Source organism: Acinetobacter sp. FB (assembly GCF_056033405.1).
On record NZ_CM148502.1, the window covers coordinates 904,129 to 920,976 of the forward strand.

The following is a 16,848-nucleotide window of genomic DNA, read 5'->3' on the forward strand; positions in this document are numbered from 1 at the left end:
TCTTCGTCAGAATGACAGGATATGTCATTAGAATAGAAATATTTTTTATTTCTAATGTTAAATCGAAGGCATAAAAAAACCAGCTTACGCTGGATTTTTATTTGCACCATATTTCATTAGTTGAAATATGGTGCCCGAGGCCAGACTCGAACTGGCACGCTTTGTGGGCGGGGGATTTTAAATCCCCTGTGTCTACCGATTTCACCACTCGGGCTTTACCAATGGAGGCGGAGGTCGGAATCGAACCGGCGTACACGGAGTTGCAGTCCGCTGCATGACCACTCTGCCACCCCGCCATCTCTTGGTGATGCACATATTAGCAACCTTTAGAAAAAAAACAATAGTGTTTATAGTGAATATGCGCATAAAAACAACATCTAAAAGAATATTGCTCAAATTATCATGTATTATTTGCATAATTGATTCATACCCACTTTGGAGATGCGCTGTGGCATTGGTTTTAGACGGTCGTGCATTAGCAAAACAAATCGAAGCTGATTTGTTGGTACGTGTAGAAGCTTTAAAAGCAAAAACGGGGCGTACCCCAATTTTGGCAACAATTTTAGTTGGTGATGATGGTGCATCCGCAACGTATGTGCGCATGAAAGGCAATGCATGTCGTCGTGTCGGTATGGATTCACTTAAAGTTGAGCTTCCAAAAGAAACCACAACAGAGCAATTATTGGCTGAGATTGAAAAATTAAATGCTAATCCTGATGTACACGGTATTTTGTTGCAGCACCCAGTGCCTGAACAAATTGATGAAAGAGCATGTTTTGATGCCATTTCATTAGCTAAAGATGTGGATGGCGTAACTTGCTTAGGTTTTGGTCGTATGGCTATGGGTGAAGCGGCATATGGTTCTGCGACACCTGCGGGTATTATGACAATCTTGCAAGAAAACAAGATCGAGATCGCGGGTAAACATGCAGTTGTGGTCGGTCGCTCAGCGATTTTAGGCAAACCAATGGCAATGATGTTATTACAGGCGAATGCGACAGTAACTATTTGCCACTCACGTACTCAAAACTTAGCTGAATTGGTAAAACAAGCAGATATTATTGTAGGTGCGGTGGGTAAAGCTGAGTTGATTCAAAAAGACTGGATCAAGCAAGGTGCAGTTGTTGTAGATGCAGGTTTCCACCCGCGTGATGGCGGTGGTGTTGGTGATATTCAATTAGTGGGAATTGAAGAAATTGCTTCTGCTTATACACCAGTTCCAGGTGGTGTAGGGCCAATGACGATTACGACTTTGATTCGTCAAACTGTTGAAGCTGCTGAAAAAGCATTAGTTTAAAGATTAATAGCCCCTCGATAAGAGGGGTTTTTTTAGAATTAAAGATATATGAGTTGTACATTTCAATTTGCGAAAGCCCCTGAACAATTGCTTCAAGCATTACATGAAGTCATTCCTAATACGGATCTACTAGCACAGCAGCTTCCTGAAACACCTATATCGTTATGGTTGATCCCACCAGTTTTTCCAACTGATCGTTTGGATGATGAGGTGATTCGTCGTATTTGGAATGAAACTCCATATTGGATTTTCTGTTGGGCATCTGGTTTAGCGATGGCACAGTGGTTACTCGCTGAGCCACATCATGTTAAAGATAAAGTGGTCTTAGATTTTGGTGCAGGTTCAGGTGTAGTTGCAATTGCTGCAAAAATGGCAGGTGCGAAGCGTGTGATCTGTTGTGATATTGATCCAGTAAGCCTTGCGTCATGTCGTGAAAATGCTTTGTTGAATGATGTTGAACTTGAATATTTGGATGATTTATATAAATCCGAGCAGGTGGATGTATTGCTTGCTGCGGATGTGCTGTATGACCAATGCAATCGTTTCTTCTTGGATGAATTTCTTAAGTTCGCACCTGAAGTTTGGGTTGCCGATAGCCGAGTTAAAAACTTTAGTCACCCTCAATATATGAAAATTGATGAACGCAGTGCAACGACTTGGCCTGACTTGGATGAATCCAAAGAGTTTAGAAATGTGAGTTTCTACCGCACAAAATAAATAATGTTTAATCTAAAAATAATCAGTGTTGAGACTATCAAATCTCAACGCTATTTCCTTCTTACTCATGCTAAAACATTCAGTTGAAATAGAAATAATCTTCAAAAGGAAAGAAAATGAATATTCAACAGGTTGATGATAATAAACATGGGATATTTAAGCTGTTCAACGGTGAAACAGTAGCTGCTGAAATGGCTTACACATGGGCTGGGGATACGATGTTAATTATTGATCACACTGATGTGAATGATCAATTTCGAGGGCAAGGATTAGGTCGAAAACTTTTAAATGAGTTAGTTATTTTCGCAAGAGGTCGCAAAATTAAAGTCATTCCTTTATGCCCATTTGCAAAGTCGGTTTTCGATAAAGATCTATCGATTCATGATGTCTTGAAGGTGTAAAATATATAGGATGTATAAACCTAAATAAAAACTTATACATCCATGATTATTATTTATTCAGAACAAGTATAGCGAATGACTTTAAGTGTGGTCGGACGTGCCTCAAGTGCTTGGCGTGTTGCATATCCTTCACTGTTATTGAAATCAGGTGAATTAGAAAGTCCAAAAGTTGCACGACTATTTCCAAGTTTTACGCCGTATTGTTCTTGTTGTGTAGGATTCATAATTTCATTAACACTGAGTATTGAAATTTTATAAGTTTTTCCTACGCCTAGAACTTGGTTACATGCATGTTGTAATTTCTTTTGATCTAAATCTTGATTGGTACGTGCTGCAAGGGTGTAAGCAATCGTGGCTGAAGTTGTTGTTTTATTTTCTATTTGATAGCCCGTCACGCCGTTAAATTTGTGTGGTGTACTTTGACATGCAGTGATAACAAGTGCACTTGTAACGATAATGAATAAATTGGTTTTTTTCATATCTATGATCCTATTATTTCTATAATTAGTATGGCATAAAATAAGGTTGTTATTGTGAGTAATCTTTAAAATTGGCGCTATTCATCGTATTGAGGTTCAAAGTTAAAGAAAGAATTTTCGTTTTCGAACAATTTTGCATATAATCTGCCAAGTTTTTTATTTAATACAGAAGTCGTTGCTTTATTGCAGTATTTTTGCCCGTTTTAACGGGCATTTAATTTATTGGTCTGTTATATAAGGCAAGTCTGGATAGGTGTGTCATGATCTCTACAGATAGTCAAAAAAAATATGTGGTTGCGTTTGACCAAGGTACAACGAGTTCACGTGCAATCGTGTTGGATCACGATGCAAATGTTATTAGTATTGCTCAGCGCGAGTTCACGCAAATCTACCCACAACCAGGTTGGGTTGAGCATGATCCTATGGAAATATGGGCAACTCAAAGTGCAGTTTGGGTTGAGGCGCTAGCACAAGCTGGTATTTCAAGTGACCAAATTGCTGGAATCGGGATTACTAACCAACGTGAAACCACGATCATTTGGGACAAGAAAACTGGTAAGCCGATTTATAATGCTATTGTTTGGCAAAGCCGTCAAAGCAATGAAATCTGTAATCAATTACATCAAGATGGTTGGGATGATTATGTTCGAAAAGTAACGGGCTTAGTCATCGATCCTTATTTTTCAGCAACAAAAATAAAATGGATTTTGGATCGTGTTGAGGGCAGTCGTGAGCGTGCAGAGCGCGGTGAGCTTTTGTTTGGTACAGTTGATACGTGGTTGATTTGGAAATTAACCAATGGTCAAGTTCACGTGACAGATTATACCAATGCTTCACGTACTATGCTGTTTAATATAGAAACCTTAGAATGGGATGATAAGTTACTTCAAGCTTTAAACATTCCAAAAGTAATGTTACCAACTGTGCGTAGTTCATCTGAGGTTTATGGATATACACACACCATTAGTGGTCAAGAAGTTGGAATTCCAATCGCTGGCATCGCTGGTGATCAACAAGCGGCATTATTTGGGCAAATGTGTGTAGAGGTTGGACAGGCTAAAAATACCTACGGCACAGGTTGTTTCCTGCTGATGAATACAGGAAAGAGGATGGTTCAATCTGAGCATGGTTTGTTGACTACCATTGCATGTGGTGCAAAAGGTGAAGTGAACTACGCATTAGAAGGTGCTGTGTTTAATGGTGGTTCATGTGTGCAATGGCTGCGCGACGAGCTTAAAGCAATCAATGATTCTTATGATTCTGAGTATTACGCAACCAAAGTAAAAGACAGTAATGGCGTGTATGTTGTTCCTGCCTTTACAGGTTTAGGTGCGCCATATTGGGATCCAACTGCTCGTGGTGCAATTCTTGGAATCACACGTGGTGTGAGTATTGAACATATTATTCGTGCGACCTTGGAATCCATTGCTTATCAAACACGTGATGTATTAGATGCAATGCAACAAGATTCTGGCGAAAAGTTGCGTACACTACGCGTAGATGGTGGTGTAACAGCGAATAACTTCTTGATGCAATTCCAAGCGGATATTCTTTCGACTTCAGTTGAACGTCCAGCAATGAAAGAAACCACGGGAATGGGAGCTGCCTTTTTGGCTGGTTTAGCTGTCGGTTTTTGGTCGGATTTAAACGAATTGAAGAGTAGAATGTCGATCGAACGAACCTTTACACCAGAGTGCAGTCAGGATCAAACTGAAAAACTGTACAAAGGTTGGCTAAAAGCTGTCGGACGTACTCGAGATTGGGCAGAAGATTAAGCTAAAATAGTCGGATATAATATGCCGTAAATAACACAGGATTGATGAGCATGAGCTTGATACTACGCCAACAGAAAACCCTCGAATTAGTACGAGAACGTGGTTATATTAGTATTGAAGAACTTGCTCAACATTTCGATGTTACACCTCAAACGATTCGTCGTGATATTAATCAATTAGCGGATGAAGGGCTTTTGCGCCGTTATCATGGCGGCGCTGCGCATGATTCAAGTGTTGAAAATACAGAATATACGATGCGTGTCGGGCATATGCTTGAGCAAAAAAGAACAATTGCTGAAGCTGTTGCTGCTGCCGTTCCAGATCACGCTTCTTTATTTATTAATATTGGTACCACAACCGAAGCGATTGCTCATGCACTACTGAACCACACAGGCTTAAAAGTCATTACTAATAACCTGAATGTTGCAAAGATCCTGAGCACAAAAGAGGATTTTGAAGTTTTGATTGCCAGTGGTCGTGTTCGTCCAGATGGTGGTGTGATTGGTCAAGCAACCGCTGATTTTTTTAAACAGTTTAAAGCGGATTATGCGCTTATTGGGATTAGTGGAATTGAAGAAGATGGCACATTGCTTGATTTTGACTTTCAGGAAGTGTGTGTCTCTCAAGAAATTCTTTCAAGTGCACGCCAAGTTTTTTTAGCCGCGGATAGCAGTAAATTTGGGCGTAATGCGATGATTCGATTAGGTTCACTTAAGCAAGTGGATTGTATTTTTACTGATCAACAACCAAATGAGCAATTTATAAAAACCATCCGAGACTTAGATGTTGGTTTGATTGTTGCAAAATAAATCTTCATTTTCGAAAAATTGTTACTTTTCTTGAGTTAATCAATTTAACTCAAGATATATTCAATAAAAATTATATTTTTCTTATAAATAAATGCGGTTACTGTTTTTTTAAATTTTTAGTCTCTCCACTGAATTTTACCATTTATCTAAAAATGTCGATAGATTGGCATTTTTTGATCTATTTTTCATTGTTTATTTTCGATTTATATGTTTAAATTTTCATTATCGAAAAATAATGAAAATTTGCGGTGATTTATGCAAACTTCTCCTCAGACAAATGAAAAAATCTATGACCTTGCGGTCATTGGTGGTGGTATCAATGGTGTTGGTATTGCGGCTGATGCTTCAGGACGTGGTTTGTCGGTATTCTTGTGTGAAAAAGATGATTTAGCGAGTCATACTTCTTCTGCAAGCAGTAAGCTTATTCATGGTGGTTTACGTTATTTAGAACACAAAGAATTCCGTTTAGTGCGTGAAGCATTAGCTGAGCGTGAAGTGCTATTGGCTAAAGCTCCGCATATTATTCGCCCAATGCGTTTTATTATGCCGCATCGCCCACATCTTCGCCCTGCATGGTTGATTCGCACGGGTTTGTTCTTCTATGACCATTTAGGTAAGCGTGAGAAATTATTGGGTTCAAATAATGTCTATTTTAAAGAAGATAGTCCTTTAAATTCTGCGATAACACGTGGTTTTGAATATTCTGATTGTGCTGTTGATGATGCTCGTTTGGTCGTACTCAATGCGATGCATGCCCGTGAAAAGGGTGCTGATATTGTAACTCGTACTCGTTGTTTGTCTGCACGAAGAGATGGGCAGTATTGGGTTGTTGATTTAGAAAATGAACATGGTCAATTCCAAATTCAAGCAAAGGCATTGGTCAATGCTGCTGGACCTTGGGTAGCACAATTCATCAAACAAGATTTAGAGCTAAAATCACCTTACGGTATTCGCTTGATTCAAGGTAGTCATATCATTGTGCCGAAACTGTATGAAGGTGACAAAGCATTTATTATGCAAAATGATGACCGCCGTATTGTGTTTGCGATTCCGTATTTAGATCAATACACCATGATTGGAACTACGGATCGTGAATATCAAGGTGATCCTGCGCAAGTACAAATTACTCAAGCAGAAACAGATTATCTGCTTGAAGTGAGCAATGCACATTTCAAAAAACAGCTTACTCAAGCGGATGTTATCTGGACATTTGCTGGGGTGCGTCCACTCTGTGATGATGAATCGGATAATCCCTCTGCAATTACGCGTGACTATACTTTAGCTTTATCTAAAGAGAACGATGAACAAGCGCCATTGCTTTCAGTATTTGGTGGAAAGTTAACAACTTATCGAAAATTAGCTGAGTCAGCTATGCAGCAGTTAAAAGCATTCTTCCCTGAAATGAAGGGGAGTTGGACTGCAACAGAAGCTTTACCTGGTGGCGAAAATATGGAGTCTGTTGAACAGTTGATGCGAGAAATTCGTGCACAAATCACTGATGCATCAGAAGCTTTAGTTAAGCGTTGGGCATCAGCTTATGGTTCACGTATTTGGAATATTTTGGGCGAGAAAAGTTCAGTTGAGCAACTTGGACAGCACTTTGGACAAGGTTTGTATGCACGTGAAGTGGATTATTTATGTGATGCTGAATGGGTAACTACGAGTCAGGATGTATTATGGAGACGTTCTAAACTAGGACTTAGCTTCACGCAAAAAGAAACCGAAACTTTGGATGCTTATCTGATTGTAAAAACACATAACAACGAAGCTGCTTAAAAAGCGCTATAGCAGTATCTAAGCGCTGTCTTTAAAAAAGCCCTTTATCTAAATAACCTGAGTTCGGCGAACTCAGGTTATTTACTGATAGATGTGCAGGGGGCTTTTGGGGATGCGAATATTGTCATTTATTCGATGTATTGATGATTTAAATCATTTATTAATTGATGCTTGATTTTAGAGTGTTTTGATGAAAACCGTACGTGGGCAAATTGCTCATTTGATTAGTGGCTGAGTAGAGTTATGGTCGTAACAGTTCATTGCATGCAAATTGCGTAGGTTTAAATAGACACGAAGCATCCATTTAACGCCTGAATTAGGTGCCGCTTTCGACATTACTAAGCACCGCTGATTTCACGATTTCTGAGTAAAGTGATATAACAAAATCATCAGTTAGTAACGAAACAAGCTCATCGTAGGCTAGCTTTGTATACTTTTTTATCTCTATTTCCTTCGTCATAGAGTGTGTATTCGTTATCTTGTTTAAAGATAAAGAAAAGAAACGGACTAGCAGGATTTTTTTCATCTAGGACGATAACAATAGACTTTCTATCATCGTATGCATGCACAAGCCAATTAGTACCACCATATGTTTTATTTAATGAGCCAATTGAGTCGGCTCAGGAGTGCCTTGTTAGGGGGCATTACAGGCTAAACATTTGCAGGACTTTGTTAAGACGCCTCTCATAAGCCTGATCATTTTTACAATTGGTAGCCAGTTGGTGACAGAACGTTTTTAATGCTTCAAGGAACACCAAATAAATGTCTTCTATATGAACTGGAATATGTTTACCACCGTCTATTAAAGGCGTTGTGGATGCAAATAACTTGGCTTGTGGCGATTCTTTGGCGCCAGCGTAATACTGTAATTCTTTTGCTTTATTGTCGTTGGATAGATCAGATTGGGACGTGAAGGTGTGAAGCACTGCACAGCGCGCCGCCCAAAAATCTAACTCGTTAAAGTTAATGCGAGGGTCGCCAAGCATGTATTTTTTTACCCAATTCTTGAATGAATCGCCTGTTGCTTTAATTTGTGATGGCGGTGCGTCTAGTAGCCCCATTGCATCTATGCACGAATACAGCAAAACCAGCATTTGCCCATATAGCTTTGCGCCGTAAAGAAGGTTTAAACCATGTAAACTGTTGCTAAGGTATTTTTCGATTCTGCTATCTATTTCGAGTGACATAAGTCTGCTTTGCCCCCTAACTATTCTTATGCGGTAGTGGTGATACATAAGATTCCAAATTCTGCTGCATAAGATACCTCATTGATTGAAAATGGAATAAAAATAATTAATTTTTGAACCTTAGACTCTCAGATGAAGTGCAACAGAGATTAATTTAACTATTTTCATTTTAGGTTATTCAACAGTCTTAATAACAATATTATTCATATTTGTATAAGCTTCTTCTGAACATGTTGTTTTCATTGATATATCTATATAAATTCTGGAGAAATCTGTATCAAAAAACCACAACTCCCATTGATCCATTTCCGTATTGGCATACCTATGTAAGAGTTTAATCATTTGGGTAAACTCTTTTTCTGTTAATCTCTTTTTATTTTCCATGAGAACCTAACTACTCTTATATGGCAGAGGTGACACATAAGATGCTAAAACTTGCTGCATAAGACACCTGATTTATTAAAATGAAATAAAATAATTGATTTATTTGGACTAAAAACTATCATCGAATAATAAAAATAACAAGGATAATAAATGTCAGTTCAACAGCCCAAATTACTTGATTTAGTTAGATAGTGTATGCATTAAGCATATTAGTTATAGGGTTGGATAGGTCTGTTATTTAAGATATCTCTAACCGTGATGAAACCAAAATTTTCGCTTCTCTGACATGTCACTACTTTGATGGTTTGTGGCGTTTCTTTGGTTGAGTTGTTTAATTTTGCACTACAATTGCTTTAGTAACTACTTACAAATGTGTTGTACATCGTTACTGAATCCGCCAAATAAAAAAGGCCGCCGAAGCGACCTTTTCAAATCTCCCTTAATCCCTCTTTAATCAAGAGGGAAACTAGAGTGATTAAGCAGATTTAACAGCTGCTAATAATTCATTTTGACGATCTTTAAGTGCTTGCGGTAAGCGATCACCAAGTTTAGTGAATAACTCAGTATGGCTTTCAAGCTCTTTGATCCATTGATCTTTATCTTGAGCTGTAACAGTGTTGAATTGCTCTTTAGAGAAATCAATACCAGTCCAGTTCAACTGTTCATAAGTTGGAACATAACCGATTGGTGTTTCAGTCGCTTCAGCACGACCTTCACAACGATCAATAATCCACTCAAGAACACGCATGTTTTGACCAAAACCAGGCCATACGAAATTGCCTTCAGCATCGCGACGGAACCAGTTTACATTAAAGATTTTTGGTAATTTGTTACCAGCAGCTTCTGCTTTAGCACCAACTTCTTGACCGAGTTGTAACCAGTGACCAAAGTAGTCAGCCATGTTATAACCAGCGAAAGGAAGCATTGCAAATGGGTCACGGCGAACAATACCTTGTTGACCAACAGCAGCAGCAGTTGTTTCTGAACCCATTGTTGCAGCTTTATAAACGCCATCAACCCAGTCAAAAGCTTCAGATACTAAAGGTACTGTATCTGCACGACGACCACCGAAGATGAATGCAGAGATTGGTACACCTGCTGGATTTTCCCAGTCAGCATCGATAGAAGGGCATTGACCAGCTGAAACTGTAAAGCGAGCATTTGGATGAGCTGCTTTTTCACCTTCAACGTGAGGCTGACCTTTCCAGTTGGTTAAGTTTGCTGGAACTTCTTTAGAAAGACCTTCCCACCAAATTTCACCGTTATCTGTTACAGCAACGTTCGTATAGATAACATCTTTAGTTAACGTAGCCATACAGTTCGGGTTGGTTTTGGTATTTGTACCAGGTGCAACACCGAAGAAACCCGCTTCTGGATTGATTGCATATAAACGACCATCTTCACCTGGTTTGATCCAAGCGATATCGTCACCTACAGTTTCAATCTTCCAACCTTCATAACCTGCCGGTGGAATCAACATAGCAAAGTTCGTTTTACCACACGCAGAAGGGAATGCCGCAGCGATGTAGTGTTTCTCACCTTGTGGATTGGTTACGCCTAAAATAAGCATGTGCTCAGCTAACCAACCTTGCTCACGACCCATTGCAGAAGCAATACGTAAAGCTAGGCATTTTTTACCAAGTAAAGCATTACCACCATAACCAGAACCGTAAGACCAGATTTCACGAGTTTCTGGGTAATGAACAATGTATTTTTCATTGTTACATGGCCAAGCGACATCTTTTTGACCATCTTTCAATGGAGCAGCAACCGTATGAACACATGGGATAAACTCACCATCTGTACCTAATACGTCATAAACTGCTTTACCCATACGCGCCATTTTTGTCATGCTGACAGCAACGTAAGGTGAATCTGTTAATTCGATACCGATGTGTGCAATATGGCTTCCTAAAGGACCCATAGAGAAAGGAACTACGTACATGGTACGACCTTCCATTGCGCCATCAAATAAGCCGTTTAATTTCGCACGCATTTCAGCAGGCGCAACCCAGTTGTTTGTTGCACCAGCATCTTCTTGATTTTCAGAGCAGATATATGTGCGATCTTCAACACGAGCAACATCAGAAGGGTCAGAATTTGCAAGATAAGAACCAGGATGTTTTTCTTGGTTAAGTTGTTGCATGGTGCCGTTAGCGATCATCAAGTCGATCAGACGTTGATATTCTTCCGCGCTTCCGTCACACCATTCGATTTTTGCTGGTTTGGTTAATTTTGCAATTTCTTCCACCCATGCAATAAGCTTAGGGTGACGAACGAATTCTGGTGCGTTCACTTGGGTCATGGTGATGCCTTTTTAAAGTGTGTACGACGTACAATTCTATTCATTGGATGACAATGAAAATAGATGAAGTAAAAAAAGTGGCTGTATTAAAGCATAAAATCGTAAAAAAAATAAGACTACCGTGCTTGATAGAGTATTAATCTAAGAGTGTATATTTATGGGTAACATATTGTTTTTACGTAAATTGAGTATTTTTTAGTCCTATATGTAATTTTTTTATGTGTATTATTTTTATTTTAAATTACTATTAAAAACAATTGGATAGGTTTGTTTATTTTTTTGAGAATTATTATTGATAAATTGAATAATGCTCATCCAAAATTTACATAAACAAACTTTTAATTGTTGATTTTATAAACAAAAATACTGGTGATTTATCTTTAAGGCTGTTAGGTATGACTCAGAATTTACGGCCCTTGTCCATAATTTACAATCAAAAGTCTGGCTTTCATGCAGCACAGCAAGAAGACCAGTATGAAGCTCTTATGGCTTTTTGGAGTCAAAAAGGATTTGAAATTCAGGTTTTTGAATTAAATCCGCACATGAATTTTGATGAAATGATGAATAATGTTTTATCTCGACATCAACAAGAACATGCGCGTGGCGTAGTTGTTGCTGCAGGTGGTGATGGTACATTAAATGCTGTAGCAAAAAAGTTAATGCATACCAATATTCCAATGGGAATAATGCCTTTAGGTACGTTTAATTATGTTGCACGTGCTTTAGATATTCCGATTGATGTGGCTCTAGCAGCAGAAGTAATCGCAGTGGGTCAACCACGCGAAGTTCATGTTGCAACGATTAATGATCAAATTTATTTGAACAATGCCAGTTTAGGTTTGTATCCTTTATTCATTAAAAAGCGTGAACTTTATAACCAGTATTTAGGGCGCTTTCCTCTACATGCCTATACTTCGGCGTTAGATGTGTTACTGCGTGAACATAAATCATTAAAACTCGCACTTACTGTGGATGGGCAAAAATATCCTGTAGCTACTCCGTTAATATTCTTTGGTAATAATCAGTTGCAATTAGAGGATATGAAATTAAGAGTTGCCGAGTGTGCTGCAAAAGGCAAGTTAGCTGGAGTTGTTGTTGCTAAAAGTGACCGAATCAGTTTATTAAAAATGTTATGGAAACTTGTTCAAGGGGAAATTGATCAAGCATCGGACGTCTATTCTTTTTGTGCCGAACAAATACAGGTTGACTGTAAAAAGGCCAAACTTACTGTTGCAGTCGATGGGGAATTAGTGGATATGCAACCACCTTTAACGTTCTCAGTAAAAAAATCAGCCTTGAAAGTGATGGTTCCAAATGTTGTTACACCTATCTGATCTACATTTTGGTACTGAGCGTGAAGAATGTATTCAAGCGATACAACTGTTTTGCCAACAAAAACGCCCAGAGGCAATTATAATCAGTGGTGATTTAACCCAGCGTGCGCGTTTTAAGCAATTTTATGATTGCCGTCAGTTTTTAGATTCTTTGCATATTCCATATCTTGTTGTGCCAGGTAATCATGATATTCCCCTTTATCATGTCTGGAATCGCTTCTTCTCTCCATTTGTACGTTACCAAGCATTTTTTGGTCGTTTAGAGTCCACTTTAGAAACGGAGCATTTTTATATTGTTGGTATGAATAGTATTCGTCGGAGATATCATACCCGAGGGCATATTTCCCTTAAGCAAATTCATGAAACGGATACCAAGCTAAAAAATGCACCCACAAATAAAATAAAATTGGTCACTTTCCATCAGCCTTTTTATACCTTCCCAAATGAACATGGAGATAAAGATTGTCCTGTGCTTGCTAAAATTGCATTAGAACGTTGGGGTGAGACAGGGTTGTTTGGTTTATTACATGGGCATCTACATAAAGTTGCAGTTCATGATTTAAATCAAATTTTTCAATTGGGATTTAACCATCCTATTTTAGATATTCATGCTGGAACAGCAACTTCAAATCGTTTGCGTTTTGGATTCTCAAATAGTTTTAACGTGATTTTAGATGACGGAACAATTGAGCATTATTGGTTTGATGAAAAACAGAAAATCTTTCTTCGATCATGAAATGGTGCTTAATTCAGCAAGATCATGTGATTGTGTTGAAAAAAACATCTTTAAATAGATTTTTTTTTAATTTCCCCCTTGAAGCCATTTTTTTTAACCCCACAAAAGTGGCATATCAAAATTTTATATGTGTTGCCATGAATTGGCGACATACATTAATCAATAAGACTAAGTCTGATGGAGTTAAATATGAGCAACATTCGTCCATTACATGATCGTGTTGTGATTCGTCGCGTAGAAGAAGAAACTAAAACGGCTGGTGGTATTTTACTTCCAGGTTCTGCTGCTGAGAAGCCTTCTCAAGGTGAAATCATTGCAGTAGGTAATGGTCAGATTACTGACAATGGCGTTCGTGCTTTAGACGTTAAAGTTGGTGACAAAGTATTGTTCGGTACTTATGCAGGTACAACAGTAAAAGTAAGTGGTGAAGAACTCTTAATCATGAAAGAGTCGGACATCTTAGCTGTGCTTGAAGGCTAACTCGACACATAACTCAAATTTATTTTCAGATTCAGTATTTAAAAAGATTCGGAGTTTAACATGTCAGCTAAAGACGTAAAATTTGGTGATTCAGCTCGCTCAAAAATGATTGCAGGCGTTAACGTGCTTGCAGATGCAGTAAAAGTAACTTTAGGTCCTAAAGGCCGTAACGTTGTCATCGACCGTTCTTTCGGTGCGCCACACATCACTAAAGATGGTGTAACAGTTGCGAAAGAAATTTCTTTAAAAGACAAGTTTGAAAACATGGGTGCTCAACTTGTTCGTGAAGTTTCTTCTAAAACCAATGACATCGCAGGTGATGGTACAACAACGGCAACTGTACTTGCTCAAGCAATTTTAAATGAAGGGATCAAATCTGTAACTGCAGGTATGAACCCAATGGATTTAAAACGCGGTATCGACATCGCAGTGAAAACGGTTGTTGAAAATATCCGTACCAATGCAAAACCTGCTGATGATTTCAAAGCAATTGAACAAGTAGGTTCAATCTCTGCGAACTCTGATACGACTGTTGGTAAACTTATCGCTCAAGCGATGGAAAAAGTAGGTAAAGAAGGTGTTATCACTGTAGAAGAAGGTTCTGGCTTCGAAGACGCATTAGACGTTGTAGAAGGTATGCAGTTCGACCGTGGTTATATCTCTCCATACTTCGCGAACAAGCAAGATACTTTAACTGCTGAACTTGAAAATCCGTTCATTCTTCTTGTTGATAAAAAAATCAGCAATATCCGTGAATTGATTACTGTATTAGAAGCTGTCGCTAAAACAGGTAAACCACTTCTTATCATCGCTGAAGATGTTGAAGGCGAAGCGCTTGCTACACTTGTTGTGAACAACATGCGCGGTATTATCAAAGTATGTGCGGTTAAAGCACCTGGTTTTGGTGACCGTCGTAAAGCAATGCTTCAAGACATCGCGATCTTGACTGGCGCGACTGTTATTTCTGAAGAAGTCGGCATGTCTTTAGAGCAAGCTTCTCTTCAAGATTTGGGTACTGCACACAAAATTACTGTATCTAAAGAAAACACAGTAATTGTTGATGGTGCGGGTAATGCTGCACAAATCGCTGAACGTGTTCAACAGATTCGTGCGCAAATCGAAGAATCTACTTCTGAATACGACAAAGAAAAACTTCAAGAACGCGTTGCTAAATTAGCGGGCGGTGTTGCAGTCATCAAAATTGGTGCAGCAACTGAAGTTGAAATGAAAGAGAAGAAAGATCGTGTTGACGATGCACTTCACGCAACTCGCGCAGCAGTTGAAGAAGGTGTTGTAGCAGGTGGTGGTGTTGCACTGGTACGTGCTGTAAACGTATTGGATGGTTTAAAAGGTGCAAACGAAGATCAAACTGCGGGTATCAACATTTTACGTCGTGCGATCGAAGCGCCACTTCGTCAAATCGTTTCGAATGCTGGTGATGAGCCATCAGTTGTAATCAATGCAGTTAAAGCGGGTGAAGGTAACTTCGGCTATAACGCTGCAACTGGTGAATATGGCGATATGTTGGAAATGGGTATTCTAGACCCTGCTAAAGTAACGCGTTCTGCACTTGAGCACGCAGCTTCTGTTGCTGGTTTAATGTTGACAACTGAATGCATGATTACTGACATTCCAGAAGACAAACCAGCTGGTCCAGATATGGGCGGTATGGGTGGTATGGGCGGAATGATGTAATTACATCTTCTTCCTAGATTAAAAAAATCCCTGCATTAGCAGGGATTTTTTTACGTTTGTAGAATAGAAAAAGTCTAACTAACAAGTTATTAATAATCTGATTGATATTTATAAAACTAAGAATTGAATAGAAAACAAATTATTGGAGCTATAAATGAATAAATTCTTTTATTTCATGATCGGTTGTGGTTTCTTGAGCTGTCCAGCTTATGCTGAAAGTATTAAACATTCATTGAATGGAGAGACTAAATTCTTTATCAATATTTATGGCTTTGCAGCAGATATTGATGGAGTAGTTGGTTATCAAGGATTGAATTATCAAGTTGATCAACCATTTAAAGATACGCTTGAAGCTCTAGACAAAGCGTTGATGGGGCATTTTGAAATAAATAAAGGAAAATGGGGTGTTTTTTCAGATATCCAATATGTAAAAACTGAGGAAAAAAAAGATCTACTCCCTTTTCCTGTTGCATTATCCACCAAAGTGAATTTAAGTAATTTAGGTATCTATTATCGAGCTTATGAACAATTTGCGGATGCAAAAGGTTTAGTTATCGAGCCGACCTTAGGTTTTAACTATACAGATTTAGAGGCAGATTTATCTGCTTTAGGTATGCAAGTTTCAGTTGGAAAAAGTTGGACTGAGTATTTTGGTGGGGTACGGATAAAATATAATACGGATTCGTCTTGGAATTTAGCCGCCCAATATACGTATGGGATTGAGCAGACCCAAATCGCACAAGCATATTTAGGTTATCGTCAAAATATATGGACCACTCCGATCAATTTTAGAGTGGGCTATCGTTACGTATCACAAGATTACAAAGATGGTGCCTTTAAATGGGATACCGTACAACAAGGGCCAGTAGTCGGAATTGGTGTTGCTTTTTAAGGTCAATTTGATGGTAAATGAGAGAATAAATCGACATATGATTCATTCTCTCCAATCATGGTTATTTAAGTAAAATAATCATCCACGTACAAAAGATAATCGCAAGAGAAACAAATTGAGCCGCACTGCCCATATCTTTAGCATTTTTAGAAAGTTGATGTTTTTCCAAAGAAATACGATCAACTACAGCTTCAATCGCAGAATTAAATAATTCAACAATGATTGCGAGTAAGCAAACAGCAACCATGAGTGCTTGTTCTAATGCTGATACATGAACAAAAAAACTGATTGGGATCAAAATTAAATTAAGCAAAAGGACTTGTCTAAAAGCGGCTTCATGGCTAAATGCAGCTTTAAACCCTGCAAGGGAATAGCCTGTTGCATTAAAAATACGTTTGATACCACTTTTGCCTTTATAGGGAGAGTAAGGCGTCATAATAAAACTGCTTATGAAGAAAACACTACTATTATAAAATTAAAAATAAGACAGAGGATTGGCAATAAGTCGCATGATTGCATCAAAAATGTAGTGTTTCTCGCCATTTTAACTGGAACATTCAGATTTGATTTGTCAATTTACT

The 16,848-nt window shown here is 38.5% G+C and carries 16 protein-coding genes and 2 tRNA genes; 11 read left to right on the forward strand and 7 right to left on the reverse strand.

Annotation, left to right across the window (positions count from 1 at the left end; genetic code table 11):
• Positions 1–128: 128 nt before the first annotated feature.
• Positions 129–214: transfer RNA gene (locus AC0JIQ_RS04195), tRNA-Leu, on the reverse strand.
• Positions 215–222: 8 nt separating this feature from the next.
• A tRNA-Cys gene (locus AC0JIQ_RS04200) sits at positions 223–296 on the reverse strand.
• 152 nt (positions 297–448) lie between these two features.
• On the opposite strand from AC0JIQ_RS04200, the gene folD reads away from it, so the two are divergent.
• The 3 genes from folD (at position 449) to AC0JIQ_RS04215 (ending at position 2,415) form a co-directional block, all read left to right on the forward strand.
• A complete protein-coding gene (gene folD / locus AC0JIQ_RS04205) occupies positions 449–1,297 on the forward strand; it encodes a bifunctional methylenetetrahydrofolate dehydrogenase/methenyltetrahydrofolate cyclohydrolase FolD (RefSeq protein WP_004663376.1) in 849 nt (282 codons plus the stop codon).
• A 48-nt stretch (positions 1,298–1,345) separates the two neighbouring features.
• Positions 1,346–2,014 (forward strand): class I SAM-dependent methyltransferase, encoded by a 669-nt coding sequence (locus AC0JIQ_RS04210; protein WP_474202727.1) that lies wholly within the window; start codon positions 1,346–1,348, stop codon positions 2,012–2,014.
• 116 nt (positions 2,015–2,130) lie between these two features.
• Positions 2,131–2,415 carry a GNAT family N-acetyltransferase gene (locus tag AC0JIQ_RS04215; protein WP_474202728.1) on the forward strand — a complete coding sequence of 95 codons (285 nt, stop codon included), beginning with the start codon at positions 2,131–2,133 and terminating at the stop codon, positions 2,413–2,415.
• Positions 2,416–2,468: 53 nt separating this feature from the next.
• Here AC0JIQ_RS04215 and AC0JIQ_RS04220 read toward each other — a convergent pair whose 3' ends face one another.
• A complete protein-coding gene (locus tag AC0JIQ_RS04220; RefSeq protein WP_005217773.1) occupies positions 2,469–2,894 on the reverse strand; it encodes a hypothetical protein in 426 nt (141 codons plus the stop codon).
• A gap of 260 nt (positions 2,895–3,154) precedes the next feature.
• Here AC0JIQ_RS04220 and glpK point away from each other — a divergent pair, with 260 nt between their 5' ends.
• The 3 genes from glpK to glpD all read left to right on the forward strand — a co-directional run bounded on the left by glpK (position 3,155) and on the right by glpD (position 7,254).
• Positions 3,155–4,669: a glycerol kinase GlpK gene (gene glpK, locus AC0JIQ_RS04225; protein ID WP_474202729.1), complete on the forward strand. Its 1,515-nt coding sequence runs from the start codon at positions 3,155–3,157 to the stop codon at positions 4,667–4,669.
• Between the two features lie 50 nt (positions 4,670–4,719).
• Positions 4,720–5,478: a DeoR/GlpR family DNA-binding transcription regulator gene (locus AC0JIQ_RS04230; protein ID WP_046739790.1), complete on the forward strand. Its 759-nt coding sequence runs from the start codon at positions 4,720–4,722 to the stop codon at positions 5,476–5,478.
• A 255-nt stretch (positions 5,479–5,733) separates the two neighbouring features.
• Positions 5,734–7,254, forward strand: a complete 1,521-nt coding sequence (glpD, locus tag AC0JIQ_RS04235; protein WP_474202730.1) for a glycerol-3-phosphate dehydrogenase — start codon at positions 5,734–5,736, stop codon at positions 7,252–7,254.
• A gap of 644 nt (positions 7,255–7,898) precedes the next feature.
• Here the strand turns inward: glpD and AC0JIQ_RS04240 are convergent.
• From AC0JIQ_RS04240 to AC0JIQ_RS04250, 3 genes are all read right to left on the reverse strand, one after another.
• A complete protein-coding gene (locus AC0JIQ_RS04240) occupies positions 7,899–8,441 on the reverse strand; it encodes a hypothetical protein (RefSeq protein ID WP_474202731.1) in 543 nt (180 codons plus the stop codon).
• Between the two features lie 174 nt (positions 8,442–8,615).
• Positions 8,616–8,825: a hypothetical protein gene (locus AC0JIQ_RS04245; RefSeq protein WP_474202732.1), complete on the reverse strand. Its 210-nt coding sequence runs from the start codon at positions 8,823–8,825 to the stop codon at positions 8,616–8,618.
• Positions 8,826–9,300: 475 nt separating this feature from the next.
• On the reverse strand, positions 9,301–11,130 hold the full coding sequence (locus tag AC0JIQ_RS04250; protein WP_004663356.1) for a phosphoenolpyruvate carboxykinase (GTP): 1,830 nt from the start codon (positions 11,128–11,130) through the stop codon (positions 9,301–9,303).
• Between the two features lie 395 nt (positions 11,131–11,525).
• On the opposite strand from AC0JIQ_RS04250, the gene AC0JIQ_RS04255 reads away from it, so the two are divergent.
• The 5 genes from AC0JIQ_RS04255 (at position 11,526) to AC0JIQ_RS04275 (ending at position 16,267) form a co-directional block, all read left to right on the forward strand.
• On the forward strand, positions 11,526–12,464 hold the full coding sequence (locus AC0JIQ_RS04255) for a diacylglycerol/lipid kinase family protein (protein WP_474202733.1): 939 nt from the start codon (positions 11,526–11,528) through the stop codon (positions 12,462–12,464).
• Positions 12,445–13,200 (forward strand): metallophosphoesterase family protein, encoded by a 756-nt coding sequence (locus tag AC0JIQ_RS04260; RefSeq protein ID WP_474202734.1) that lies wholly within the window; start codon positions 12,445–12,447, stop codon positions 13,198–13,200. The genes AC0JIQ_RS04255 and AC0JIQ_RS04260 overlap by 20 nt, the downstream gene beginning before the upstream one ends.
• A 189-nt stretch (positions 13,201–13,389) precedes the next feature.
• Positions 13,390–13,680 (forward strand): co-chaperone GroES, encoded by a 291-nt coding sequence (locus tag AC0JIQ_RS04265; RefSeq protein ID WP_005144860.1) that lies wholly within the window; start codon positions 13,390–13,392, stop codon positions 13,678–13,680.
• Positions 13,681–13,740: 60 nt separating this feature from the next.
• Positions 13,741–15,375, forward strand: a complete 1,635-nt coding sequence (gene groL, locus AC0JIQ_RS04270; protein ID WP_004663351.1) for a chaperonin GroEL — start codon at positions 13,741–13,743, stop codon at positions 15,373–15,375.
• A gap of 154 nt (positions 15,376–15,529) precedes the next feature.
• Positions 15,530–16,267, forward strand: coding sequence for an outer membrane beta-barrel protein (locus AC0JIQ_RS04275; RefSeq protein WP_474202735.1), 738 nt, complete (start codon positions 15,530–15,532; stop codon positions 16,265–16,267).
• Between the two features lie 61 nt (positions 16,268–16,328).
• Here AC0JIQ_RS04275 and AC0JIQ_RS04280 read toward each other — a convergent pair whose 3' ends face one another.
• Positions 16,329–16,703, reverse strand: coding sequence for a diacylglycerol kinase (locus AC0JIQ_RS04280; RefSeq protein ID WP_005217751.1), 375 nt, complete (start codon positions 16,701–16,703; stop codon positions 16,329–16,331).
• Between the last annotated feature and the right edge of the window lie 145 nt (positions 16,704–16,848).